The organism is Comamonas kerstersii, from assembly GCF_002056725.1.
In the GTDB taxonomy this organism is placed as follows: domain Bacteria; phylum Pseudomonadota; class Gammaproteobacteria; order Burkholderiales; family Burkholderiaceae_C; genus Comamonas; species Comamonas kerstersii.
Genome location: NZ_CP020121.1, coordinates 3004525 through 3028954, shown reverse-complemented (window position 1 = coordinate 3028954; position 24430 = coordinate 3004525). Strand labels below are relative to the sequence as shown.

24 protein-coding genes, 1 pseudogene and 1 riboswitch are annotated in these 24430 nt (G+C 60.4%); of the genes and pseudogenes, 9 read left to right on the top strand and 16 right to left on the bottom strand.

Annotated features, from left to right (window positions below):
• The first annotated feature begins 152 nt into the window (after nucleotides 1–152).
• The 4 genes and pseudogenes from B5M06_RS14270 to B5M06_RS14255 form a co-directional block, all read left to right on the top strand.
• Nucleotides 153–1133: a Bug family tripartite tricarboxylate transporter substrate binding protein gene (locus tag B5M06_RS14270; RefSeq protein WP_077393567.1), complete on the top strand. Its 981-nt coding sequence runs from the start codon at nucleotides 153–155 to the stop codon at nucleotides 1131–1133.
• Between the two features lie 13 nt (nucleotides 1134–1146).
• Nucleotides 1147–2172: an amidohydrolase family protein gene (locus B5M06_RS14265; RefSeq protein ID WP_054067075.1), complete on the top strand. Its 1026-nt coding sequence runs from the start codon at nucleotides 1147–1149 to the stop codon at nucleotides 2170–2172.
• A gap of 15 nt (nucleotides 2173–2187) precedes the next feature.
• Nucleotides 2188–2826, top strand: coding sequence for an RraA family protein (locus B5M06_RS14260; RefSeq protein WP_054067102.1), 639 nt, complete (start codon nucleotides 2188–2190; stop codon nucleotides 2824–2826).
• Nucleotides 2827–2914: 88 nt separating this feature from the next.
• Nucleotides 2915–3079: pseudogene (locus B5M06_RS14255) on the top strand (SDR family oxidoreductase); the annotation flags it as partial.
• A gap of 218 nt (nucleotides 3080–3297) precedes the next feature.
• On the opposite strand, the gene B5M06_RS14250 reads toward B5M06_RS14255, so the two are convergent.
• Entirely contained in the window at nucleotides 3298–4764 is a 1467-nt protein-coding gene (locus tag B5M06_RS14250) for an amino acid permease (RefSeq protein ID WP_054067103.1), read from the bottom strand.
• Between the two features lie 304 nt (nucleotides 4765–5068).
• Between B5M06_RS14250 and B5M06_RS14245 the strand changes: the two genes are divergently transcribed.
• Both B5M06_RS14245 and B5M06_RS14240 read left to right on the top strand, forming a co-directional pair.
• A complete protein-coding gene (locus B5M06_RS14245) occupies nucleotides 5069–5683 on the top strand; it encodes a fimbrial protein (protein ID WP_080025270.1) in 615 nt (204 codons plus the stop codon).
• Nucleotides 5684–5856: 173 nt separating this feature from the next.
• Nucleotides 5857–6606, top strand: coding sequence for a hypothetical protein (locus B5M06_RS14240; protein ID WP_054067104.1), 750 nt, complete (start codon nucleotides 5857–5859; stop codon nucleotides 6604–6606).
• Here B5M06_RS14240 and B5M06_RS14235 read toward each other — a convergent pair.
• The 11 genes from B5M06_RS14235 to B5M06_RS14185 all read right to left on the bottom strand — a co-directional run bounded on the left by B5M06_RS14235 (nucleotide 6578) and on the right by B5M06_RS14185 (nucleotide 17474).
• Complete coding sequence (locus tag B5M06_RS14235) at nucleotides 6578–7669, bottom strand: NAD(P)/FAD-dependent oxidoreductase (protein ID WP_054067077.1); 1092 nt, start codon at nucleotides 7667–7669, stop codon at nucleotides 6578–6580. The genes B5M06_RS14240 and B5M06_RS14235 overlap by 29 nt on opposite strands.
• A gap of 73 nt (nucleotides 7670–7742) precedes the next feature.
• Entirely contained in the window at nucleotides 7743–8072 is a 330-nt protein-coding gene (fdxA, locus tag B5M06_RS14230) for a ferredoxin FdxA (RefSeq protein WP_054067078.1), read from the bottom strand.
• Nucleotides 8073–8188: 116 nt separating this feature from the next.
• The gene (locus B5M06_RS14225; protein ID WP_054067079.1) at nucleotides 8189–9562 is read right to left on the bottom strand and encodes a sulfate adenylyltransferase subunit 1; all 1374 of its coding nucleotides are present in this window, start codon (nucleotides 9560–9562) and stop codon (nucleotides 8189–8191) included.
• Nucleotides 9562–10494: a sulfate adenylyltransferase subunit CysD gene (cysD, locus tag B5M06_RS14220; protein WP_054067080.1), complete on the bottom strand. Its 933-nt coding sequence runs from the start codon at nucleotides 10492–10494 to the stop codon at nucleotides 9562–9564. The genes B5M06_RS14225 and cysD overlap by 1 nt, the downstream gene beginning before the upstream one ends.
• Nucleotides 10495–10558: 64 nt before the next feature.
• The gene (locus tag B5M06_RS14215) at nucleotides 10559–11182 is read right to left on the bottom strand and encodes a phosphoadenosine phosphosulfate reductase domain-containing protein (RefSeq protein ID WP_054067081.1); all 624 of its coding nucleotides are present in this window, start codon (nucleotides 11180–11182) and stop codon (nucleotides 10559–10561) included.
• Nucleotides 11179–11562 (bottom strand): DUF934 domain-containing protein, encoded by a 384-nt coding sequence (locus B5M06_RS14210; RefSeq protein ID WP_054067105.1) that lies wholly within the window; start codon nucleotides 11560–11562, stop codon nucleotides 11179–11181. The genes B5M06_RS14215 and B5M06_RS14210 overlap by 4 nt, the downstream gene beginning before the upstream one ends.
• A 28-nt stretch (nucleotides 11563–11590) precedes the next feature.
• Nucleotides 11591–13378 carry a nitrite/sulfite reductase gene (locus B5M06_RS14205; RefSeq protein WP_054067106.1) on the bottom strand — a complete coding sequence of 596 codons (1788 nt, stop codon included), beginning with the start codon at nucleotides 13376–13378 and terminating at the stop codon, nucleotides 11591–11593.
• A gap of 203 nt (nucleotides 13379–13581) precedes the next feature.
• Nucleotides 13582–13947: a hypothetical protein gene (locus B5M06_RS14200; protein WP_054067082.1), complete on the bottom strand. Its 366-nt coding sequence runs from the start codon at nucleotides 13945–13947 to the stop codon at nucleotides 13582–13584.
• A 96-nt stretch (nucleotides 13948–14043) separates the two neighbouring features.
• Nucleotides 14044–15822 carry an FAD-dependent 5-carboxymethylaminomethyl-2-thiouridine(34) oxidoreductase MnmC1 gene (mnmC1, locus tag B5M06_RS14195; RefSeq protein ID WP_054067083.1) on the bottom strand — a complete coding sequence of 593 codons (1779 nt, stop codon included), beginning with the start codon at nucleotides 15820–15822 and terminating at the stop codon, nucleotides 14044–14046.
• A 31-nt stretch (nucleotides 15823–15853) separates the two neighbouring features.
• A complete protein-coding gene (locus tag B5M06_RS14190; RefSeq protein ID WP_417034787.1) occupies nucleotides 15854–16510 on the bottom strand; it encodes a trimeric intracellular cation channel family protein in 657 nt (218 codons plus the stop codon).
• A gap of 202 nt (nucleotides 16511–16712) precedes the next feature.
• Nucleotides 16713–16810, bottom strand: a riboswitch (glycine riboswitch).
• Between the two features lie 391 nt (nucleotides 16811–17201).
• A complete protein-coding gene (locus B5M06_RS14185; RefSeq protein ID WP_054067085.1) occupies nucleotides 17202–17474 on the bottom strand; it encodes an oxidative damage protection protein in 273 nt (90 codons plus the stop codon).
• A gap of 151 nt (nucleotides 17475–17625) precedes the next feature.
• Here B5M06_RS14185 and B5M06_RS14180 point away from each other — a divergent pair, with 151 nt between their 5' ends.
• Nucleotides 17626–18651, top strand: coding sequence for a sulfate ABC transporter substrate-binding protein (locus B5M06_RS14180; protein ID WP_054067086.1), 1026 nt, complete (start codon nucleotides 17626–17628; stop codon nucleotides 18649–18651).
• Between the two features lie 39 nt (nucleotides 18652–18690).
• Nucleotides 18691–18885 carry a hypothetical protein gene (locus B5M06_RS17110; protein ID WP_130932729.1) on the top strand — a complete coding sequence of 65 codons (195 nt, stop codon included), beginning with the start codon at nucleotides 18691–18693 and terminating at the stop codon, nucleotides 18883–18885.
• 105 nt (nucleotides 18886–18990) lie between these two features.
• Here B5M06_RS17110 and mmsB read toward each other — a convergent pair whose 3' ends face one another.
• The 4 genes from mmsB to B5M06_RS14160 form a co-directional block, all read right to left on the bottom strand.
• The gene (gene mmsB, locus B5M06_RS14175) at nucleotides 18991–19890 is read right to left on the bottom strand and encodes a 3-hydroxyisobutyrate dehydrogenase (protein WP_054067087.1); all 900 of its coding nucleotides are present in this window, start codon (nucleotides 19888–19890) and stop codon (nucleotides 18991–18993) included.
• A gap of 115 nt (nucleotides 19891–20005) precedes the next feature.
• Entirely contained in the window at nucleotides 20006–21172 is a 1167-nt protein-coding gene (locus B5M06_RS14170) for an acyl-CoA dehydrogenase family protein (RefSeq protein WP_054067107.1), read from the bottom strand.
• Between the two features lie 168 nt (nucleotides 21173–21340).
• Complete coding sequence (locus B5M06_RS14165) at nucleotides 21341–21724, bottom strand: lysozyme inhibitor LprI family protein (protein ID WP_080025269.1); 384 nt, start codon at nucleotides 21722–21724, stop codon at nucleotides 21341–21343.
• A 42-nt stretch (nucleotides 21725–21766) separates the two neighbouring features.
• A complete protein-coding gene (locus B5M06_RS14160; RefSeq protein WP_054067089.1) occupies nucleotides 21767–23290 on the bottom strand; it encodes a CoA-acylating methylmalonate-semialdehyde dehydrogenase in 1524 nt (507 codons plus the stop codon).
• A 122-nt stretch (nucleotides 23291–23412) separates the two neighbouring features.
• On the opposite strand from B5M06_RS14160, the gene B5M06_RS14155 reads away from it, so the two are divergent.
• A complete protein-coding gene (locus tag B5M06_RS14155) occupies nucleotides 23413–24309 on the top strand; it encodes a LysR family transcriptional regulator (protein ID WP_054067090.1) in 897 nt (298 codons plus the stop codon).
• The last annotated feature ends 121 nt before the right edge of the window (nucleotides 24310–24430 follow it).

Genomic DNA, 24430 nt, shown 5'->3' with positions numbered 1-24430 from the left:
GCCTCTTAGCGCTGGTTGCTTGCGCCGCGTTCGTTGTAAGCCTTGCTGGTATCCAACAGCGTTACGCCTAACGTAACGCTGTGTACCTAAGTTGGTGCGCTTACTACCATGCGTTTGCTCCCAACACAGGAGCGCACCATAAGGAGACAAATATGTTGAGCAAACGCACTCTTCTCAAAGCAACGGTGGTCGCATGCGCTGCATGGGGCGTGGCAGGCGGTGCCTGGGCGCAAAGTGATGGGTTCCCCAGCAAAAGCTTGCGTCTGGTGGTTCCTTTTGCCGCGGGCGGTCCGGCCGATGTGGTGGCACGAGAGTTTGCCCAAGACTTGGGTAAAGATCTGGGCCAAACCGTGGTGGTGGAAAACATGGGCGGCGGGGCTGGGGTGCCTGCGATCAATGCCGTATCGCGTGCACCGGCAGATGGCTATACCTTGCTGTTTGCTGCCTCGGGCAATGTCGTGATTCAGCCCTTGCTGACCAAGAACCGTGTGGACATTCTGACCCAACTCAGCCCTGTGGGCATGGTCACTACCAGCCCCCACGTACTGGTTACAACGGGCAAGTTGCCTGCCAAAAACACCAAGGAGCTGATTGAATACGCCCGCGCCAATCCGGGCAGTTTGAACATGGCATCGGCCGGTGTGGGCGGTTTGGCCCATTTGGCTGCTGAGCTATTTATGAAAGAAGCTGGAATTCAGGGGCAGCACTTGGCGTACAAGGGATCGTCGCAGGCCATGACGGACTTGGCCTCGGGCCAGGTGCAAGCCATGTTCAGTAGCCTGCCTTCCATGAAGGGCATGGTCGACAAGGGCTTGATCAACGTGGTGGGTGTGACGGCTGAGTCCAAGTCGCCCACTTACCAGAACTACCCGTTGATCAAAGAAGCCTTGCCGGGGTTTGAGTACGTCACCTGGTACGGTATCTATGGCCCAGCAGGTTTGCCGCAGAACGTGGTGAGCAAACTCAGCCAAGCGCTGCAAAAACTGGGCAGCGATGCCCAGTTTGAAGAACGCCTGCGTGACCAAGGTGTGGATTTACATGTAACCACTGCAGAGGTTCTGGCCGATCGCACCCGCAAAGAAACAGCCCAGTGGGACAAAGTGATCAAAGAAGCGGGCATTCATTTGAACTGAGCAGGCACGTTCCATGATCATCGATTGCCACGGGCATTACACAACCTCACCCGCTGCATTGGCGGAATTTCGCAAACTCCAAAAAGCGCAGTTGCACACGGACCTGCGACCTGTCTTTGACGGCGCCCAGGCCATCAGTGACGAACAGATCCGGGAAAGTCTGGAGAAAAATCAGCTGGCCACACAACGCGCACGGGGCATTGATGTGACGCTGTTCTCGCCAACCGCAGGCGCGATGGAGCACCACGTAGGCGATGTGCAAACCAGCATCAATTGGACGCGGGCGTGCAACGATTTGATTCACCGCGTTTGCAGCTTGTACCCCAAGGAGTTTGTGGGGGTGTGCCAGCTGCCACAGTCGCCGGGGGCAGATTTGTCCTATGCAGTCGATGAACTGGTGCGCTGTGTGCAGGAGCTGGGTTTTGTGGGCTGCAACCTCAACCCAGACCCTTCAGACGGGTATTGGACAGGCCCGCCGCTGACTGATCGCTACTGGTACCCGCTGTATGAAAAACTGGTGGAGCTGGATGTCCCCGCCATGGTGCACGTAAGCTGCTCATGCAATCCCAACTTTCACCACACAGGGGCGCACTATCTGAATGCGGACACCACGGCGTTCATGCAGTTCATTCAGGGGAATCTGTTCGTGGATTTTCCGACGCTGCGCTTTGTGATTCCGCACGGCGGCGGTGCGGTGCCTTACCACTGGGGACGTTACCGGGGCTTGGCCCAGCAATTGGGACGGCCACCGGTAGAGCAGTTGCTGAACAACGTGTTTTTTGACACCTGTGTCTACCACCAGCCGGGTATTGACCTGCTGCTCAGCGTCATACCGGAAGACAACATCTTGTTTGCCTCTGAAACACACGGTGCCGTCAAAGGTGTTGATCCCATGACGGGTTTTCACTACGACCACACCAAACGCTACGTGCAGTCGTCCACGGTGGTGCACGACGCGGTACGGGCCAAGCTCTTCGAGCACAACGCGCGCAAGGTCTATCCACGGCTGGATGCCTTGCTGTGTGCACAAAACCGTTAATTTCAGGAAATGGCTATGACATATTCCCAATTGCTAGAACTCTCAAGCACCTTGCTGGCCGATGTGGGCGCCTGCACCATGCACAGTCGCATACGCAGCCTCACCCCCGGCAAGCAACTGGTAGGCAAAGCGCTGACGGTGCGTGTGGCCCCAGGCGACAACTTGGCCATTCATGCCGCCTTGGCCCGTGCCCAGCGGGGAGATGTGCTGGTGGTAGACGGTGGCGGTTATACCGAGCGAGCCTTGATGGGCGGCATCATGATGACCCAAGCCAAAGCCACGGGGCTTGCAGGGGTGGTAATTGATGGTGCCATGCGCGATGTACAGGAGCTCCAAGCCTTGGGGTTGCCTGCCTTTGCCGTGGCTGTGCATCCGGCTGGGCCTTTTAAAGAGGGGCCTGGCAGTTTGTATGGTGCGATCCAATGCGGCGGTGTCGAGGTCCACCACGGCGATTGGGTGCTGGGCGATGACGATGGTGTGGTTGTTATGACCGAGGCAGCGTTGGCATCTTTGGTCGCAGCTGCAGCCGCGAAAAAGCAGCGCGAGCAAGACCGTATGGATGCTATTGACCGTGGCGATTTGAAGCCCAGCTGGTTGGATGCTGCTCTAGAAACGGCAGATATTGAGATAGTAAAAAAACCTAGGATGTATTGAGATTTGTGTGTGAGCACGAAGCCCTGTGCTGTCTTGACAATCTAGGCGTGCAGCGCGGTGAAGATGTTCATCCGCACAAAGAATGCACAACAGCCTGCCCGAAAAAGATGAGCGCCGCGCGGCCGTGCCCATGCAGCGCTATGGCACGGTGGAAGAGATTGCGGCAACGATTGCTTTCCTTGCCAGCGAAGGCGGGGCGTACATCAACGGCCAGAACATTCGGGTCGATGGTGGACTGATGCGTTCGGTGTAAGCCATTTCAGGCCATTTCGGGCCGTCCAAGAGCAGGTGCTCTCATAGAAAGAGCTGCCAGCGCTGGTGTTTATTGGGTTTCAGGAAGTTTTTTGGCTGAAACCCAGTCATTCCAAGCGCTGACAGCTCTTTTTTTCGGAGTGCAGCAATAACAAAGCCCCAGCAAGTGGGGCTTGGAAGGGCAAGGCCGCGCGGGGGGTGGCCTGTGGCACATCCAGCTTAGTGCGTGCCGCTGATGTCCATGTCCTTGAGCTTCACAAAGCGCGAGCCCTTGGCCAGCTTGTAGCCCCACCAGATGATGAGGAACAGCGGAATGCCGATATAGGTGGCAATGGCGCCAGTCCAGTCAATGGTGTCGGCCAGGAAGGCTTCGTAGTTCTGGCCCAGGGTGATGATCAGGCACAGCACAAAGGCAAACACAGGGCCAATGGGGAACAGCGCAGCGCGGTAGGGCAGCTGGTTGGTGTCAAAGCCCTGCACGATGCAGGCGCGGCGGAAGCGGTAGTGGCTGATGGCAATGCCCAGCCAGGCGATAAAGCCGCACATGCCGGACAGGTTCAGCAGCCAGATGTACACGGCCTCAGGGCTGAACACATTGGTCAGAAAGCACAGGGCCGCGATCACGGTGGTAGCCAGCAGGGCCAGAATGGGCACGCCATTGCTGTTCACATAGGCAAAGATCTTGGGGGCCATGCCTTGCTTGGCCAGCGCATACAGCATGCGGGTAGAGGCGTACATGCCGGAGTTGCCGGCAGACAGCACCGAGGTCAGCACCACGGCATTCATGACAGCGGCCGCACCCAGCAGACCGGCGCGCTCAAACACCAGGGTAAAGGGGCTGACGCTGATGTCGCCCAGGTCGTTGCGCAGCAGCTTGGGGTCGGTATAGGGAATGAGCAGGCCAATGATGAGGATGGCGAACACATAGAACAGCAGAATGCGCCAGAACACCTTGCGCACGGCGCGGGGCACGTTCTTGGCGGGGTTTTCTGACTCACCAGCGGCAATGCCGATCAGCTCTGTACCCTGGAAGGAAAAGCCCACAATCATGGCCACGCCAATGAGGGCTGCAAAGCCACCAGCAAAGGGGGCGTCGCCCGTCGTGAAGTTGGCAATATTGCCCCAGATGCCATCAGGTGCGCCGCCGGTCATGATGCCGAACACCATGAGCAGGCCAATGCCGATGAAGACCAGCACGGTCACGACCTTGATGGCCGCAAACCAGAATTCCGACTCGCCAAAGCCCCGGGCGCTCAGCGCGTTCAGGCCAAACATCAGCGCCAGGAAGATGGCACTCCATAGCAGGCCGTTGACCTCGGGGAACCAGTAGGCCATGACCAGCTGGGCGGCCACCAGGTCCACGGCAATGGTGACGGCCCAGTTGTACCAGTAGTTCCAGCCCAGCGCGAAGCCAAAGCCTTCGTCCACATACTTGGCACCATAGGTGGCAAACGAACCTGAGACGGGCAGGTGCGAGGCCATCTCGCCCAGGCTGGTCATCAGGAAGTACACCATCAGACCGATGACGCAGTAAGCCAGCAGGGCGCCGCCGGGGCCAGCCTGCGAAATGGTGGCACCGGAGGCCACAAAAAGACCTGTACCGATGGAGCCGCCAATGGCGATCATGGACATGTGCCGAGCTTTGAGGCTGCGGCGCAAAGAAGACGCGGTGGAGTCTGCGGACATAAACGAGCGGTTGGGAATCCAGTTCAAAGGTCCGCACAGCCTGCAGGACTGTACGGACCATGCCAAATGCACCGCCAACAAAAAAGCCGCTGTCTCAGCGGCCCTCTAGTGTGGAAGTGCTTGCAGCGGATTCTGGGCGATGGCGGACGTCTTGTCTGGCGATGTCGTTAATGCCCCTACAGTGAGTTTAGAGATCCTAACGGGTGGGGTGGGGGCAGCTGCGCTGCTGAGCGTACAGACCCTGCGCTCTGCGGCACACAGGCCCGGCAGCGCTGACCAGTACATACGAGCGTTTGTCTGACGCATGGAAGCGGTGGCTGCAAGCAGCCAATGGCAGTCCATCCATTTATGGTGCTTGAATCACACCCCGATGGTAATAAACAAGCTTATGAAGAATACAAAAAAATATATGGTGGTATCGGCACTGATGGCCGTATCTTTTCATACTTGCGCCATGGCAAAAGGTGGCACGATTACTTATACAGGGATGATTACCAGTCAGACCTGTACCATTAATGATGGCAGTCCTGATTTTTCCGTGAAATTGCCCACCATCGCTGTGGAAACCCTGATGAAAAGCGGCGAAACCTCAGGGCGCACGCCATTTCGCATCCGTCTGAGCAACTGTGACGAAGATCTGGAAGAGGTGGGCGTCTTCTTTGAGCCTGGCGCCAATACCTCACATAAGAACAATCGCCTGATTAATCTGGGAACTGCACAGAATGTGGAGCTGCAGATTCTCAATGATGATTTGGCGCCGGTAAAACTCAATGAAGGCGTAGATGCGCAGGACGTAAAGTTGGTCCCCGTGAAAAACCGCGGTGCGGTTTTGACATATTTCACACAATATTATGCGGAGGGTACGCCAGATGCGGGCAGTGTGGAAAGTAATACGCAATATACGGTGATCTACCCCTGATGATGGGCTGCGCATGAAACTGACATACAGATTTTTAGCATTATTTGCGTAATAGCCCGAAAAATCGGGGCTGCATGCAGTCCTCTGAGAAAAGTCAAAAAGCGCGCGCGTTGCCGACAATCTATGACAGTTCGCCGCATGCCGCCGCAGATGCCTTTGCTATGCTGCAGCACATGGTTTTGTCTACATCCTGCAAGCCACGCTGGCCACTTCCGTTTTGTGCGGCAGTGGCCGCGCTATTTCTGGCAGGCTGTGCTTCGTCGGTGCAGGCCCCGCACGGGCAGGTCAAGGGCGAGCGCTTTTCCATGCAGGAAATGCTGCAGTCCGATAACAGCCGCCTTGCCACGCTGGCCATGCAGGAGAACCTGAACAGCCTGTGGCTGCTGGCAGAAAAGCTCTACCGCCGCAACCCGCGTGAATGGCGCAAGACGGCGGCCTCACTGGAAGCGGCGGTGGCCTATGTGCGGCTGGCGGTGCTGGAGCAGCAGGGCTGGCACGATCTGGAAGACCAACACGATGTGCAGGCACTCAATACCGCGCTGAGCCCGGACTTTGCCGGAGACCGCGTGGGTGCACTGATTTATGCCTTGGGCAATACGCTGGTGACGGCCCATGGCGGCAAGACGCGTTTTACGCTGGTGGACCGCATTCACCCCCAGCGCGTCTACAACGCAGCGCGCAATGTAGAAATTGCCAACTGGGTGCTCAATACGCGCAGGGGGCCGGGTGGGCAGGTGCTGCTGCTGTCCAACCACATGGGCGCGGCAGACCGCAACCTGAGCTTTGAGCGCGAGATGGGCAAGATCATCGCGCGGCTGGATCTGGTGGCCAGCATGGGCACGGAGCAGGTGCGGCGCTCGGCCATCAGCTTTACGCAAAGCCTGCTGGTAGGGCCTATCCTGCCGTTTTTGCCTGTTCGGTAAAGCTTTGGTGCTGCACACCGAGCCGCTCGTGCAGCTTGGTGCTGGTGGTGGTGTATTGCAGCAGCACAGGCTCGCCCGTCAGATATTCCACAATGGAAAACGCCGCCAGCGTGGCTTCATGGAAGGCGCACAGCAGCAGTTTGCGTTTGCCGGGGTAGGTGTTGATGTCGCCCACGGCATAGATGCCGGGTGCTTCGGTCACAAAAGTGCCGGTATGCACGGGTAGCTGTTTTTTCACCAGCTCCAGACCCCAGTCCGCCACGGGGCCGAGCTTGGGCGAAATGCCCTGGTAGGCCAGCCACTGCTGCACGGGCAGGGTCTGCGTGCTGCCATCGGGCAGGCTCACTTCCACACTTTGCAGGTTTGTACCTGTGGCCTGCAGCGCAAGCGGCTGGGCGGCCAGCACCTGAATGCGGCCAGCGTCCTGCTGTGCCTGCAGTTGATCGAGCAGGGCCTGTGGGGCGTTGAACACGGCGCGGCGGTGCATCAGGGTCACGCTGGCGGGTTGGTAGGCCAGTGCATCGATGGCAGCCTGCACGGCCAGTTCATCACCACCGTGCACCAGTACCTGCTGGCCTTGCAGCGGCAGGCGGCCAAGATCGGCCGGGTGGTAGTGCACGCTGTGGCCCACCAGGGCTTCAATGCCTTCGACCTTGATGGTCTTGGGCACAAAGGAGCCCACGCCTGCCGCAATCACCACGGCCTTGGCCAGCAACTGTGTGCCTGCGGTAGTGCCCAGCAGCCAGCGGCCATCGTCCTGCTGCTGCAGCGTCTGGACCTGTTGGCCCAGATGCAGCGTGGGGGCAAATGGGGCGATCTGCTCACGCAGGCGCTCTACCAGTTCGGCACCGGTGCAGGTCTTGATGCCGGGCAGGTCATAAATGGGCTTGTGCGGATACAGCTCGGCACACTGGCCGCCCAGATGGGGCAAGGCGTCAATCAGATGGACATGCAGGCCCTGCAGCCCGAGCTGGAACACCTGAAACATGCCCGCTGCCCCTGCGCCTATGACGGCGACGTCGGTTGCAATGGCGGCACAAGGGTTCAGGTGTTCGGTGGTCATAGGCGTATCCGGCAATTAAAAAGCCCCATTGCTGGGGCTGTTCAGATCGAAAGTGTCAGATCGAAACGGGGGCTTAACGCTCCAGCAGTTCGAGCTTACCTTCCTTACCGTTCCATTCGTCGGCATCAGGCAGGGAAGCCTTACGCTTGGTAATGCTCTTCCAGCCCTTGGCCACAGCCAGTTCGGCGTTCAGCTTGATGAAGGCCAGCTGATCGGCAGGAACGTCTTCTTCTGCAAAGATGGCGTTGGCTGGGCACTCGGGAATGCAGACTGCGCAGTCAATGCACTCATCGGGGTCAATCACGAGGAAGTTTGGGCCTTCGCGGAAGCAGTCCACGGGGCAAACGTCCACGCAGTCGGTGTATTTGCACTTGATGCAGTTTTCGGTGACGACGTGTGTCATGAGGGATTCTTCTTATGCAGTGGAGTTCAGGTGTAACTCGCAATTCTAGGTTTTTTCTGCCGCCGCGCCATGACGGGCGGCAGATTTATACGTGCAGCGCTCTGGTTTGTCGCAGATCAGCGAACCAGTACGGCTGCGGCGGTGGCGTTGCTGGCAGTGTCCACCAGGATCAAAGACCCCAATGCACGTGCATGTGCAAAGCTGGCTGAGGGAATCGCCTCCTGCAGCAGCAGCTCCACCACGCCAATGGCGTTGGGCTCCAGCTGCGTGGCAGCTTCTTCTTGCAGGGTGTTGATATTCAGACGGTGCACCACACGCTGCGCCTTGGCCTTGACCCAGCGGTGGCCATGCAGCGCCCAGTACACGCGACCGGGCACGAGTGGCTCATTGTCCATCCAGGCAATGGTGGCAGTCAGATTGCGGCTGGCAGGCCAGGCGGGCTGGGCAGCGGGGGTGTCAAAGTCATCGTCTGCCACTTCGGCCTGCACGGGCGCCGCCACAATCCAGTCACCGCGCGAGACATCCACTTCGCGGTCCAGCGTAATGCCTGCGGACAGGCCCGCAGCGACCTCCTTGGGTGCACGCGCATGGTCAATGACCTTGGCAATGGTGGCCAGCTGGCCGCTGGGCAGAATCTGCACCTGCGCGCCCACCTGGGCCTGGCCTGCGGCCACGCGGCCCCAGAACACACGGCGGCCTTCGGTGGTGATGGCGCTGTCGTGAAATTTTTCCACCCACTGCACAGGCAAAGCCAGCGGCAGATCGGCGTCTGCAGGGGTGTTTGGCAGCTGCTCCAGCAGTTGCAAAAGGCTCGGGCCTTCATAGCCTGCCCATCCGGCCTCGCGGTTGACCACGTTGTAGCCCTTGAGCGCCGAGACAGGGATGGTGGCGGTCACAGCGATGCCAGCCTCTTGCGCAAAGCGCTGCAGTGCGCCTTGGATGTTGGCAAAGGCCTGCGCAGGGTCAGCCACGGCATCGAGCTTGTTCACCGCAAACACCAGCGAATGCACGCGAAGCAGGTGCACCAGCAGGCTGTGGCGGCGGGTTTGCGGCAGCAGGGCGAGCTGCGGGTTTTGCCACTCCAGCTTGGTGGCATCCACCAGCACCACGGCAGCGTCGGCGCTGGAAGCAGCTGTCACCATATTGCGGGTGTACTGCTCATGGCCGGGCGCATCGCCAATGATGAACTTGCGCGCATCGGTGTTGAAGTAGCGGTAGGCCACGTCAATGGTGATGCCTTGCTCGCGCTCGGCAGACAGGCCATCGGTCAGCATGGCCAGATCGGTTTCGCCCGACTTGGTCACGCCCGCCAGCTGGTCTTGCAGCACGGCGCGGGTGTCTACCAGCAGGCGGCCAATCAGTGTGGATTTGCCATCGTCCACGGAACCGCAGGTGATAAAGCGCAGGGCAGAGGCATGGTCAGAATATGGCTCAAATTGGCTTGTAGCGCTTGCTGTGCCTGCGCTGGCAGCTATGGTTTGTGTAGTCATCAGAAATACCCGTCTTTCTTGCGCTTTTCCATGGAGGCCTCGCTGGTCTTGTCGTCCATGCGGGTGGCGCCTCGCTCGCTCACTTCAGCAGCCAGCGTTTCGATCACGATGTCTGCCGCAGTGGCGGCCTTGCTCTCGACCGGGCAGGTGCAGGTGATGTCACCCAGGGTGCGGAAGCGCACATCGCGCACGACCACTGCTTCGCCGTCTTTGGGTGGGGTGAGTTCGGTCACAGGCACCAGCAGGCCTTTGCGCTCCACCACGTTGCGCTTGTGGCTGTAGTAGAGGCTGGGCAAAGCGATGTTCTCGCGCTCGATGTACTGCCACACGTCCAGCTCCGTCCAGTTGCTGATGGGGAACACGCGGAAATGCTCACCGGGTGCAATGCGGGTGTTGAACAGCGTCCACAGCTCGGGGCGCTGGGCCTTGGGCTGCCACTGGCCAAAGCTGTCGCGGTGGCTGAAGATGCGTTCCTTGGCGCGGGCCTTTTCCTCATCGCGGCGTGCGCCGCCAATCAGTGCGTCAAAGCGGAATTCCTCAATGGCTTCCAGCAGCGTGACCGACTGGTGCGCATTGCGGGGCTCATCGGGGTGGGCCAGGCGCACCGTGCCACGGGCCATGGAGTCTTCCACGCTGCGCACGATCAGCTCCGCACCCAGCTCCTTGGCGCGAAAGTCGCGGAATGCGGTGACTTCTGGAAAGTTATGGCCCGTGTCGATCATCAGCAGCGGATAGGGCAGGCGGCCACGGCCAAAAGCTTTTTCCGCACAGCGCAGCATGACCAGCGAATCCTTGCCGCCCGAAAACAGCAGGGCGGGGCGTTCAAAGGCGGCTGCCACTTCGCGCAGGATGAAGATGGTTTCTTCTTCCAGCGCATCCAGGTGGCGGTTGCTGAGCTGGCTCAGCACTTGGTTTTCCACACGGGCGTTCATAAATACACTTTCCAACAAAATTGGCCGTTAGCGCCTTTCAGGCAAGCGCTCGTAGCTCACTTTTTTAATGCGCAAGGTGCAAGCCGCATTCGCGCTGCTCTTCGCCCTTGGTCGGATCGACGTAGTCGAAGTTATTGGGCAGGCCGTGCTTTTCGCAGTATTCGTACAAGTCCTTGGACGACCAGTGCAGCAGCGGTGCGATCTTGATGAGGCCATCCGGGTTGATGCTCACGGGCTCCATCTGCGCACGCACGGCGCTGTCCGTGGCACGCAGGGCGGTGAACCAGACTTCAGGCTGGGTCTCGCGCAGTGCGCGGGCAAAAGGCTCGAGCTTCACTTCTTCGGTGAAAGCCGCGTGGCGTGGGTCATCCAGCGCTGGTGTCGGGCCTTCCACGGCCTCGCGGTGGGCACGTGAGCGCAGCGGCAGGTAGATCTTGAGGTTCAGGCCCAGCTGCTGGGTGACGGCGTCGGCAAACTGGTAGGTGGCCGGCGTGTTGTAGCCGTTGTCCATCCAGATCACGGGCACATCGGGCTGTACCTGGCTGACCATGTGCAGGATCACGGCCTCAAACGGGCGAAAGTTGGTCGTGACAATGGCGCGCTTGTTCAGGCCCAGTGCCCAGCGCACCAGACCTTCTGCATCGTGGCCGAGTGCGGCATTGACTTTGGCAAGGTCGAGCTGGCTCATGCCGCCTCCACAAAATGGGGCTTGGGGTTGACGGCGTCGGCCTGATAGAAGCCGCTGAAGCGCTCAAACTGGCGCTGTGCATCAGCCTGGTCTACGCCTTCGCGCAGCACGGCGGTGCTAAAGCCTGTGCGGTACATCTGCACCAGCTGGTCAATCAGCACATCGCCCGTGGCGCGGATGTCACCTGCAAACTTGCGGCGGCGGCGCAGCAGGTAGGCCTGTGTGAAGGCGCGGCCATCGGTAAAGGCGGGAAAGTGCAGGTCAATCTGTGTGACGCCGTCCAGATTCACATCCAGCACATTCACGTCATTGGCAAGCACCAGGATGCCGTTGCCGCTCTCGGCGGGACTCTGGTAGTCGGTATGGGCCAAGATTTTCATCATTCAATCCTTGTTCTTCTCTTGGTATTCAGACGGCTTCTACGGCTTCAGGCGCGGGGTGGCGCGCAGCCTTGCCAGCTTCCTTGAAGGGGTCCAGCCCCACACGGCGAACGGTGTCGATAAAGCGCTCGCCCTGTGTGCGCAGGTCGCGGTAAGTGGTCAAGACGGCTTCGAGCACATCAGGCACTTCGGCTGCAGAGAAGGAGGGGCCAATCACCTTGCCAGCGACGGTGTCGCCCGAGAGCTTGGAGCCGTCCGAGCCGCCCAGCGTGACCTGGTACCACTCCTTGCCGTCCTTATCCACGCCCAGAATGCCGATGTGGCCGCTGTGGTGGTGACCGCAGGAGTTGATGCAGCCGCTGATGTGCAGGTCGATGTCGCCAATGTCGTCCAGCTCGTCCAGATCCTGGTAGCGCTGGGTGATGGCTTCGGCAATTGGCAGGCTGCGGGCATTGGCCAGTGCGCAGAAGTCGCCACCGGGGCAGGCAATCATGTCGGTCAGCAGGGCCACATTGGCGCTGGCCAGTCCCAGCGCGCGTGCGGCTTCGTACAGCGCGGTCAGCTGGCTCACATGCACCCAGGGCAGGACCACGTTCTGGTCGTGGGTGATGCGTGCCTCACCTGCGGAGAACTGGTCCATGAGTTCCGCCAGTGCTTCCAGCTGCAAGGCGGATGCATCACCGGGGGCCTGGCCGGGGCGTTTGAAGGACAGCGTCACGGCGCGCAGCTGCGGATTGCGGTGCTGGTGCACATTGCGTGTCAGCCAGCGGGCAAAAGCGGGCGTCTTGGCGGCGTAATCAATCAGTGCCTGCTCTGCAAGCGATGGGTTGACATCGGCAATCTCTGGCAGGACTGGGTCCACAAAGCAGGCCGCTACGCGGTCAAACTCGGCCTGTGGAATGGTGTGGGGGCCACCGTCCACCTCCAGAATCTGGCGGTACTCTTCTTCCACGGCATCGATATAGGCCTGGCCTTCGGCCTTGACCAGAATCTTGATGCGCGCCTTGTATTTGTTGTCGCGGCGGCCCAGCTCGTTGTACACGCGCACAATGGCTTCGATGTAATTCATGATCTGGTTCCAGGGCAGGAACTCACGAATCACCGTGCCGACGACGGGCGTGCGGCCCATGCCGCCACCGACGAAGACCTTGAAGCCAATCTCACCGGCTTCGTTTTTGATCAGGTGCAGGCCCACGTCATGCCAGCCGGTAGCTGCGCGGTCTTCCTTGGCACCCGAAATGGCAATCTTGAACTTGCGGGGCAGGAAGGCGAACTCTGGGTGCAGGGTGGTCCACTGGCGCAGGATTTCGGCGTAGGGGCGGGGGTCCACGATTTCATCGACGGCAATACCCGCCAGCGCATCGGTGGTGGTGTTGCGAATGCAGTTGCCGCTGGTCTGGATGCCGTGCAGATTGGCTGTGGCCAGCAGCTCCATGACGTCCGCGGCCTTGGACAGTGGAATCCAGTTGAACTGCACATTGGTGCGGGTGGTGAAGTGGGCGCAGTGTGTAGGCAGGAATTTGGTGCCCAGCTTGCCCTGGCCTTCCATGGCCTGCTTGAAGACTTCGGCTTCAGGCTCGTCGTACTCACGGGCCACACGGGCCAGCACGCGGATTTGCTGGCTGTTCACTTCACCGTAGGGAATGGCCACGCGCAGCATGGGTGCGTAGCGCTGCACATACCAGCCGTTTTGCAGGCGCAGCGGACGGAAATCGTCTTCAGAGAGCTTGCCGGTCTGCCAGCGTTCGAGCTGGTCACGGAACTGGGCGGCCCGTTGCTTGAGGAATGCTTTGTCGAATTCTGTGTATTGGTACATGGCGCAGTCGCTGTCGTGGGTAAAGGCATTCAACGGCTGAAGGCCTCACGCTGGCTGCGGACTGTAAGCAAGCTCTTTATGATTTCAAAATATTATTTTGTTTTTGAACTATCTCTTTTTGTTATATAGATCTGCGCAGTTTGCAGCAAACCGGCGCAAAAAAAGCTCCCGAAGGAGCTTGGCGCTTGTGCTAAGTCAATGACTTAAAAAGGCTTGATGGCCATCAGTGCACACAGTGCTACCAGTATCAGCAGCTGCAATGCCAGCAGGCCGCGGCGCAGCGTCAGCTGTTCAACGGCGCTGGTACGCTTCGCGAAACCCGCAGACAGACCGTGCACCACGAACAGAACCAGGCCGATGTAGGGGTACATCATCTGCTGCCAGGGGCCGACAAAGGTCACAGCCAGTCCTGTGAGCGCGGCCAGGCCGCCAAAGATACGGGTGAACACATAGGCCAGTGGGCTGCGTGCTGCAGGCGCTGCCTTCCAGGCCATGAGTACAAAGGCTATCGACGCCAGCAGCGTGAGCACGGCCAGCAGCATGTGAGAGTGTTTGAGAGCGGTATACATGGTCTGAGAAATAAGAAAAACAAAAATGTAGCTTATACCGCAGGAAAATTCAGGGGTTGAGGTACTTTCTATTTTGAAAACAAGGGTTTATATGCGCTAGCAGCTCTCTTTTTTGATACTGCGTGCCAGGCGCTCTGTGCCCAGGTGCTGGGCCAGCTTGTGGTCCAGTGGCAAAGGCTCGCCATGCAGCTGGGCCGCGATGAGTTCGCCACAGAGCACAGACAGGGTCAGGCCTCGTGCGCCCATGGCTGTGCTGGCCCAGAGCCCGGGCGCAGCCTGGCTGACGGGCCCTGCAATGGGCAGGCGGTCATGACTGGCGCAGCGCACACGGCCCCAGGTGGGCTGGCAGTGCTCGTCTCCGGGCGTAAACCAAGGTTGCAACACCGGCGCGCTGCGTGGCAGCAGGGTGGAGAGCTTGTCGTAATTGACGGCATGGGCGGCGTCCTGATCGGCCTGGCTGATGGGCATGGTGTCCACATCGCGCTCAAAGGTAGAGCCCATGACCCAGGCATGGCCACCCTGCATGGGGACATGCGTGACCAGATTGCCATTGCCGTTGACGGGAAAGGGCGGCAGCGCTGTGGCATTGGCAGCTGTGTGCCAGCCCCAGCTGATCTGGCCGCGCAGTGACTGCAGCTCCCACTGCATGCCGTCTGGCAGCAGGGCAGGCGTGGCAGGGCCACAGGCGAGTATGAGCAGATCTGCCTGGGCGATCACCTGAGCGGCATTGTCGAGCGCCTGCCACTGACCGCCTTCGCTGCGAGCCAGGCGGTTCACCTGCGTGTTGCCCTGAAAACGAATCTGAGGATGTGCCAGCTGGGCCTTGACCAGCTGCGCAGGCCGCACCCAGCCCGCCTGTGCATGCCAGCAGGCGATGGTGTCGGCATCCAGCCCTGCGGTCTGTAGCTGCGCTGCGGTGGTGGCATGGCTCCATTGCGCGCCGGGGCCGTTGGCCCAGCTGGCAGGCAGGCCTGTGCCGCCATCGGTGCAGTGCTCGAGCACACCGCTCAGGCCCCAGTCCTGATCTTTTTCGCACAGGTCGCGCAGGCGCTGCAGCGTCAGCCGCACCCCATTGCGTGACAGGCGTGAGAGTACGCTGTCGTCGGGCGAGACATGGGGGCAGAACAAGCCCGCAGGCAGGCCAGATGCACCATCGGCCGGTTCATCCCCTGCGCCGAGCACGGTGACCTGCCAGCCGCGCACGGCCAGGCTGCGCGCGACGGCGCTGCCAGCCAGCCCCGCGCCGATGACCAGTGCTGTGCCCGGCTGAGTGACAGCTTCGTGTTCCCCAGCACTGCGCTTGCGAGGCTCCCAGCGCGGTGCGTAGTGCGCCAGTGGCGGCTCGTGGCCATCTGCGAAGGCAAAGCCAGCAGCTTGCAGTGCCTGCTGCAGTGGCGCTGAAGGCTGACTGAGCTGCAGCACGCTGCCACGCTGGCAGTGGCGCGCCAGGGCTTTGACGCTGTAGGCGTCGGTCAGAAATTCAGGGTGCAGCAGCAGAGCATCGGCTGTGCTGGTCTGCTGGCGCAGCATGGTCTGGGCGTCGCCCACCCACAGCGTCAGCAGCACACGGCCTTGTGCAAAGCTCAGGCGGTGCACGCCGGGCAGCAGCCCGTACAGCTGCTGTGCCAGCTCCCGGGCTTGCGCTGTACATGCTGCAGGGGCTTGCGCGAGCACGGCACCTGCAGCCAGCGGCTGCGCCAGGATGCCGGTGAAATGCAGCAACTGGCTGCGCTGCGCATCGGCCTGCCACGCTGCCCATGCCTGCAGAAAGTGCTGGCCCTGCGCAAAGTCCGTGCTGAGCATGCGCCAGCAGGTGCGGCCTTGCCAGGCAAGCAGGTCAGGGTGAAGAGGGCAGGAGGCAAAAGAGGCAGGCATGAAACGCAGTCAATCAGTGCAGCAACGAGATTTACTCCCAGCGCTGCTGGTAGGAAAACACGGGCAGTCGCCAGCCAAAGCGGATGGCTGCCAGACGCAACGCCAGGCCGCCAGCAAAGCACAGTGCCGTGCTGATGCCCAGCGGCACCTGCAGCCACTGCAGGCCCAGATACAGCAGGCAGACGATCATGGAGACGCTGGCGTACAGCTCACGGCGGAAGACCACGGGCACCTGGTTGCACAGCACATCGCGCAAAATGCCGCCGCTGATGCCGGTAATCATGCCTGCCATGACCACGACCAGCGGGTCATAGCCGAGCTTGATGGCCACATCGCTGCCAATCAGCGAAAAAGCAATCAGGCCCATGGCATCCATGAGCAGGAACAGATGCTTCATGCGCTGCATGTAGCGCGCAATGATGGTGGTCAACAGACCGGCAGACACCACCAGATAGACATAGGCAGGGTGCTGCGTCCAGCCAATGGGGTAGTTGCCCAGCACCATGTCACGGATGGTGCCGCCGCCCAGTGCGGTGACAAAGGCAATCACGACCACGCCAAAAATATCCATATTGCGCCGCCCGGCAGCAAGCGCGCCAGACATGGCTTCGGCGGTGATGGCGATCAGGTAGATGACCAGAATGACGTTCAGCTGGGTGCTGAAGACGGAATGCAGAAAGTCAAGCAAGGTGGACACAGTGACACATGACGGGTGAGTCCACGCGCCAGCAGCCTGCCAGTGGCAAGAGGCTTGTGGGGCATGGAATAAGCCTCTCCCGCTGTCCTTTTACCTGAGAGTTTTTGCGCAACCCCTGTTTCGGCATGGGTGCGCTTGCCCCTTCGGTGAACCGGCTGGTCAGTGCTGACCCCGGCTGCTCTCCAGTCGGCGTATGTGTTCCGTGGTACTTGTGCCTGAGCGATTATGGGAGTTTGCGCCTTCGGCGGAGGCGGGCCGGATAAGGCTGCCTCGCTCTCCCACGGAATCCAAAACTTGTGATTATGGACCGAGTCCAGGCCTTTGCTGTGCGTGCAAGGGCATGCCGCTACAAAAAAGCCCATCCGTTTGGGGATGGGCTTTGGGGCAGGCAGTGCTGCAGGCGCAATTACGCGCTGGGAGGCACGTAGCCTGCCGCTGCATCGGCACCGGCGCCAAAAAAGTGGTTTTGTTCAAACCCCTTCTTGATCGGCTTCATTGCATTACGCCGATGGCGGGACATATCCCGCCGCAGCGTCTGCGCCGCTGCCAAAGAAGTGGTTTTGGTGAAACCACTTCCATTTGGCTTTACTGGGCGCTTGGGGGTACGTAGCCGGCCGCTGCGTCAGCGCCTGCACCAAAGAAGTGGTTTTGTTCAAACCCCTTCTTGATCGGCTTCATTACATTACGCCGATGGCGGGACATATCCCGCCGCAGCGTCTGCGCCGCTGCCAAAGAAGTGGTTTTCCATTTGACGGGCGAGGTACTGGCGGGCACGGGCATCGGCCAGGTTCAGGCGGTTTTCGTTGACCAGCATGGTCTGGTGCTTGAGCCAGTCGGCCCAGGCTTGCTTGCTCACATTTTCAAAAATGCGCTTGCCCAGCTCGCCGGGGTAGGGTGGAAAGTCCAAACCTTCAGCGTCTTGACCCAGTTTGATGCAATGAACAGTACGTGCCATGGGGTTCCTCTATGGATTTCAGATGTTTAGGTAATAAAGAACTGAAATCTTATTGGTTTAAGTTTTGAAATCTTGCTTTCAGAATGCAAGGCGACGAACAAAAAGCACCGCAACGCACCGTTTTGTCACCACATTCCCAAGAAAGCAGAACATGAAAAATCGCCGCAACTTTATCAAGTTTCCTGTTGCCCTCAGCCTTCTGGTGGGCTTCTCCTTGGGCGCAGTGCCATCTTTCGCTGCTGAGCCCGTGACCCTGCTCAATGTCTCCTACGACCCGACCCGTGAGCTGTATGTGGACTACAACAAGGCATTTGCCAAGCACTGGAAGGAAAAAACCGGCCAGGACGTGAGCGTCAAGCAGTCGCACGGCGGCTCGGGCAAACAGGCGCGCTCCATCATTGACGGCATTGACGCCGATGTGGCCACGCTGGCGCTGGCGGGTGATATTGATGCCCTGGTCAAGAACGGCAACCACCTGGCGGCTGACTGGCAACAGAAGCTGCCCCTGAACAGCGCGCCTTACACATCGACGATTGTGTTTCTCGTCAAAAAAGGCAACCCCAAGAACCTGAAAGACTGGGATGACCTGGTCAAGCCCGGCGTGCAGGTGATTACGCCCAACCCCAAGACTTCGGGCGGCGCACGCTGGAACTACCTGGCGGCCTGGGAATTTGCCAAGCGCAAAAACGGTGGCGATGAAGCCAAGGCCAAGGAGTTTGTGAAAAAGCTCTACGAAAACGTGCCCGTGCTGGACACCGGCGCGCGTGGCTCCACCATCACCTTTGTGCAGCGTGGCGTGGGTGATGTGCTGCTGGCCTGGGAGAACGAAGCCTTTCTGGCACTGAAGGAGTTTGGCCCCGAGAAGTTTGAAATCGTGGCACCTTCGATTTCCATTCTGGCCGAGCCTACCGTTGCCGTGGTAGACAAAGTCGTAGACAAGAAGGGCACACGTGAGGTGGCGCAGGCCTATCTGGAGTACCTGTACTCTGAGGAAGGCCAGAAGATTGCAGCGCGCAACTACTACCGCCCGACCAACGACAAGATCAAGGCCGAGTTTGCGCAGCAGTTCCCCCAGCTGGAGCTGTTCACCATTGACCAGGCCTTTGGTGGCTGGGCCAAGGCGGACAAGGCACACTTTGCCGATGGCGGCAGCTTTGACCAGATTTACGTGAAGTAATAAGCAGCCTGCGCTCTCGCTGCTGCAAGGAGGAGGACCATGACACCGACCACCAGACCGTTTGTGCAGGCTGCGCCGTCGCAGCAAGTGTTGCGTGTGCTGCGCACCACCGCCAGGCAGTGGGGCATGTGCATGGTGCTGCCTCTGAGCCGCGCCACGGCACCAGTACAGCAGCCATCAAAAACCGATGCGCCCTGTGCAAGGCACACAGCTTGCGATAAGGCGGCTGCATAGACAGGTCCGAAGCAGGTACATAGCACTTGCAAAAAAAGCCAGCTGGATATGTTCCAGCTGGCTTTTTGCATCTTCTCGCCGGTGGGGCAGCGTAATGGCTTGCGCCTAGGCCCGGGGCTGGAAGGCCTGGATGATGCTGGAAAAGTCCAGCCCACCATTGCCCTTGAGGCTGTGCTGCGCGTAAATGGCACGGGCCAGCCCTCCCAGTGGGGTGCTGGCCTTGACGTGGCTGGCATTTTCCTGGGCCAGCCCCAGGTCCTTGAGCATCAGGTCGGTGCCAAAGCCGCCTGCGTAGCCCTTGCTGGCAGGGGCGTTCTCATGCACGCCGGGGAAGGGGTTGTATTTCTCCAGCGCCCAGTTGCCGCCTGAGCTGCGGCGCATGATTTCGGACAGTACCTTGGGGTCCAGCCCGTTGGCTACGCCCAGGGCAATGGCCTCGCTGGTGCCAATCATCAAAATGCCCAGCAGCATGTTGTTGCAGATCTTGGCCGTCTGGCCTGCGCCCACAGGGCCTGCGTGGAAGATGTTGCCCCCCATTTTTTCCAGATAAGGCCTGGCGCGCTCGAGCTGCGAGGCTGTGCCGCCCACCATGAAGGTCAATGTGCCAGCAATCGCACCGCCAGTGCCACCGGAGACGGGTGCATCCATGAAGTCAATACCTGCTGCATCGGCCGCCTTGGCCACCTTCTGGCTGCTGGCGGCGGCAATGGTGGAGCTGTCAATGACCAGCGTGCCGGGGGCGATATGGGTCAGCAGGCCGGGTGCGCCGTCTTTGCCGAGGAATAGCGCTTCCACATGCGGGCTGGCGGGCAGCATGGTGATGACCACCTTGGCGCCTTCCACGGCATCCTGCGCGCTGACGGCAGCTGTTCCCCCTTCGGCCACGACTTTGGCAATAGCTTCTCTGGACAGGTCAAAGGCGTGCACGTCGTGTCCGGCCTTGGCGAGGTTGATGGCCATGGGCGCACCCATATTGCCCAGGCCAATGAATGCAATCGTTGTCATGCTGTCTCCTTATTAAAAATAGATAGCTGCTTGTGCCTGTATTTATTAGCTTTCAAGATGTTTTATGTCTGAAAACTAGATATTTCAAGCACTGGCAGCTTTTGTTTTGATAGTGTTAGCGCAGGGCCTGTGGCGCATCCGCCTCCAGCATGCGCCGCGCAATGATGAGGCGCATGATCTCGTTCGTGCCTTCCAGAATCTGGTGCACGCGAGCATCACGCAGCAGGCGCTCCAGCGGAAAGTCACGCAGATAGCCATAGCCGCCGTGCAGTTGCAGGGCTTCGTTACAGACCATGAAACCCGCATCGGTGGCAAAGCGCTTGGCCATGGCGCAGTAGGTGGAGGCGTCGCGTGCGCCTGCGTCCAGCTTGCTGGCAGCCAGCCGCACCATCTGGCGCGCGGCGACCAGCTCGGTCGCCATATCGGCCAGCTTGAACTGCAAGGCCTGAAAGCTGGCCAGCTGCTTGCCGAACTGCTTGCGCTCCTGCATGTACTGCTGCGCCTGCGTGAGCGCGCCCTGGGCTGCGCCCACCGAGCAGGTGGCAATATTGATGCGCCCGCCGTCCAGCCCCTTCATGGCAATCTTGAAGCCTTCGCCCTCGCTGCCCAGCAGGTTGTGTGCGGGAATGCGCACCTTGTCGAAATTGATGACGCGCGTGGGCTGGCTGTTCCAGCCCATTTTTTCTTCCTTCTTGCCGTAGCTGATGCCAGGGGCATCCGCAGGCACGGCAAAGGCGCTGATGCCCCTGGCACCGGAGTCGGGCGCACCGGTCCGCGCCATGAGCACCAGCACATCGGTGCTGCCCGCGCCGCTGATAAAGGCCTTGGCACCGTTGATCACGTATGCGTCGCCCACACGCTCGGCACGGGTCTTGAGCGAGGCCGCGTCAGAGCCTGCGCCTGGTTCGGTCAGGCAGTAGCTGGCGAGTTTCTGGCCGCTGGTCAGCAGTGGCCCCCATTCGGCCTTGACCGCATCGCTTGCCCAGGTACCCAGCATCCAGGTGGCCATGTTGTGGATGGTGATAAAGGCCGTGGTGCTGGGGTCCACGGCGGCCATTTCCTCGAACACTAGCGTGGCATCCAGCCGGGGCAGGGCCAGCCCGCCAATGGATTCTGGTGCATACAGCCCGCAAAAGCCCAGCTCCCCAGCCTGTGCAATGGCTTCGCGCGGGAAGATGCCTTGCGCATCCCACTGCGCCGCATGGGGGGCGAGGGCACTTTGCGCAAACTGGCGCGCAGTGTCGGCAAAGGCGCGCTGGTCTTCGCTCAGTTCAAAGTCCATGGTGGTCTCCTTTTTCGCCGCTAACACCACCCTTGATACGTTGTTGCGAAGCCTTGCCGTACGCTTGGTACTGTCTGCGGCTTCGCGCCTCGTCTCAAGCGCAAACCTACGGTTTGCTGGGCGCTGTTAGCGGCTCTTGTTCAGTTTCTCCATGGCTGTTGTACGGCGCTAGCGCTGGGCGGGTGCGCCGTGGTGCAGCCAGTACATCAAATCCTGGCGCCGTTCCTGTGTCAGCTCGCTCAGGCATTCATGCAAGCGCTGTGGCCAGTTAGCCGCTGCTTCATCGGCCGCATGGCGTGCCTTGCAGGTCGCGTGGCGCTGGCGGTTCCAGGCCGACTGCTCCTTGCGCAGCAGCGGCCGCTCGTTGGCAGACAGGGCCCGCATCACATCGCCATAGAGGATGTGGTGCGCGCTGTCGATGGCCTGAAAGCGCTGCACGGCACAGGCGTTGACATGTTCGGCAGCCGCGCTGTCCGGCACGCAGGCCGCACCCGCTTGCGCCCATGCGGCGGCAGGGGCCAGCACAGCCAGCCCGAGAAAGAGAGAAGTCATTCGCATGCCTCCATCATCTCAGAGCGGGCTGTGGCCTGGGGTTTACTTCAGGCTGATGGTGGTGTTCACGCCCTGGCCCGTGGTGCTGTCGTCAAACCAGCGTGCGGTCACGGTCTTGGTCTGGGTGTAGAACAGGATGACCTGCTTGCCGTAAGGGCCCAGATCGCCCAGCTTGGAGGCGCGGCTGCCGCTGAAGGAGAACAGGGGTACAGGCACGGGAATCGGCACATTGATGCCGACCTGGCCCACATCAATGTCTTCCTGGAACTTGCGTGCCGCTGCGCCGGACTGCGTAAAGATGGCAGTGCCGTTGCCGTTGGGGTTGGCGTTGATGAAGGCTATGGCTTCGTCGATGCTGTCAGCTGCGACCAGGCACAGCACGGGGCCAAAGATTTCCTGATCGTAAATGCTCATGCCGGGTTGGACACCGCTGAAGATGGTCGGGCCCACGAAGTTGCCCTTTTCATAGCCGGGCACCTGGGGCCTGCGGCCGTCCAGCTCCAGCTTGGCACCTTCGGCGATGCCACGTTCAATCAGCCCCTCCACGCGGGAAAGCGCCGCGCAGGAGACCAGTGGGCCTACGTCGGTGCCGGGTTCGGTGCCTGCGGACACCTTGAGCGTCTTGGCTTTTTCCACCAGCTCAGGGATCCAGTTCTGGGCTTCGCCGACCAGCACCGCCACGGACACGGCCATGCAGCGCTGGCCCGCCGCACCAAAGGCTGCGCCAGCCAGGGCGTTGAGGGTCTGCTCCTTGTTCGCATCAGGCAGCACAATGGCGTGGTTTTTCGCGCCCATCATGCATTGCACGCGCTTGCCGTTGAGGCTGGCGCGGTTGTAGACATGGGTGCCCACCTTGGTCGAGCCCACAAAGCTGATGGCCTTGATGTCGGGGTGGTCGCAGATAGCGTTGACCACGTCCTCGCCGCCATGCACCACATTGAGCACACCGGGGGGGATGCCAGCTTCCAGTGCCAGCTCGCACAGGCGCATGGTCACCAGTGGATCTTGCTCGGAAGGCTTGAGCACAAAGGTATTGCCCGTGGCAATGGCCATGGGGAACATCCACAGCGGAATCATGGCGGGGAAGTTGAAAGGGGTGATGCCTGCACACACGCCCAGTGGCTGCAGCAGGGTATAGGTGTCCACCCCGTTGGCAACGTTGTTGGCCAGCTCGCCCAGCTGCAGGTTGCCAATGCTGGCTGCGTGCTCTACCACTTCCAGACCACGGAACACATCGCCTTCGGCATCAGGCAGGGTCTTGCCTTGCTCGGCTGTGAGCAGGGCGGCCAGCTCCTTCATGTTTTCACGGATGAGCTGCTGCAGTTTCAGGAAGATGCGGGCGCGGGTGCCAATGGGCGTTTTGCGCCAGGTCTTGAAAGCTTGCTTGGCATTGCTGACGGCCAGATTCACTTCCTCGGGCGTGGCAAAGGGCACGCGGGCCAGCACCTCCTGGGTGGCGGGGTTGACCACATTGCGCCATTGCGTGGTCTTGGACTCTACAAACTCGCCGTTGATCAAGAGTTTGACGCTGGGCGCCAGTACGCCGGCTTGCGCTGCTGCATTCATGCTGTTGTCTCCTTCTCAAGTGTTTTCATGGGTATGGAAGCCATCCTAGATGTGCAAATCTGCTGTAGCAATACGCGTTTACGCACCTTGGCTTTGCATAAATGCACAGGCACACTGCCTGCATGGACTGGGACCATTTGCGTTTTTTTGCAGCGCTGGCGCAGACCGGCACACTGGCCGGGGCTGCACGCGTACTGGGCGTGGAACACACCACAGTGGCGCGGCGCATTCAGGCGCTGGAGCAGCACATGGGCTGCCCGCTGTTTGTGCGTGAGGCCTCGGGCCACAGACTCAATGCAGCCGGGCAGCAGCTTTTACCTGTGGCGCAGGCCATGGAGCAAGCCGTGCGTGGCATGGAGCAGCTGTCCATGCCGCAGGCCAGCGCTGCGGCTGAGGTGGCAGGCATGGTCCGCGTGGGAGTGCCGGAAGGGCTGGGGGTGCAGCTGCTGGCCGCACCTTTGGCCCAGCTGGCCCAGCAGTACCCCAAGCTTTCCATAGACCTGCTGGCCTTGCCCCGGCTGATGCACCTGTCGCGGCGCGAGGCGGACATCGTGATTTCGCTGGAGCGGCCCAAGCGGGGCACGGTGGTGGTGAGCAAGCTGGCGGACTACCACCTGTATCTGTATGGCGAGCGTCAGTACCTGGCACGCAGACCTCTGGTGCGCAGCAGCGAGGATTTGCGCCACCACCAGTTCATTGACTATGTCGATGACTTGCTCTTCACCAAGGAGCTGCAGTTGCTGGCCCAGATTTACAAGCCGCGGCAGTACGTATTTCGTAGCACCAGCATTGCAGCGCAGTACGCAGCTGTGCGTGCAGGGGCAGGGCTGGCAGTGCTGCCTGCATTTCTGGCGGACAAGGACCCGCTGCTGCAGCGCGTGCTGCCAGATACGGCCACTTTCGAGAAAACATTCTGGATGAGCATGCCGCAGGAGTCGCGAACGGTGCCGCGCATCCAGGTGGTGTGGCGCTTTCTGAAAGGCATGGCCAAACCGCTGGAAGAGCGCTTGCAACCGTAGTGCTGATAGCTTGTGCCATATCACCTTGTGCCACGTGTGCCATGCGATGCAGGCGTGGCCATTTCGCCCCCAAAATATGGCCAGCTCATAAGCCCAGCAGAAGCAGAACTCAATCAACTTT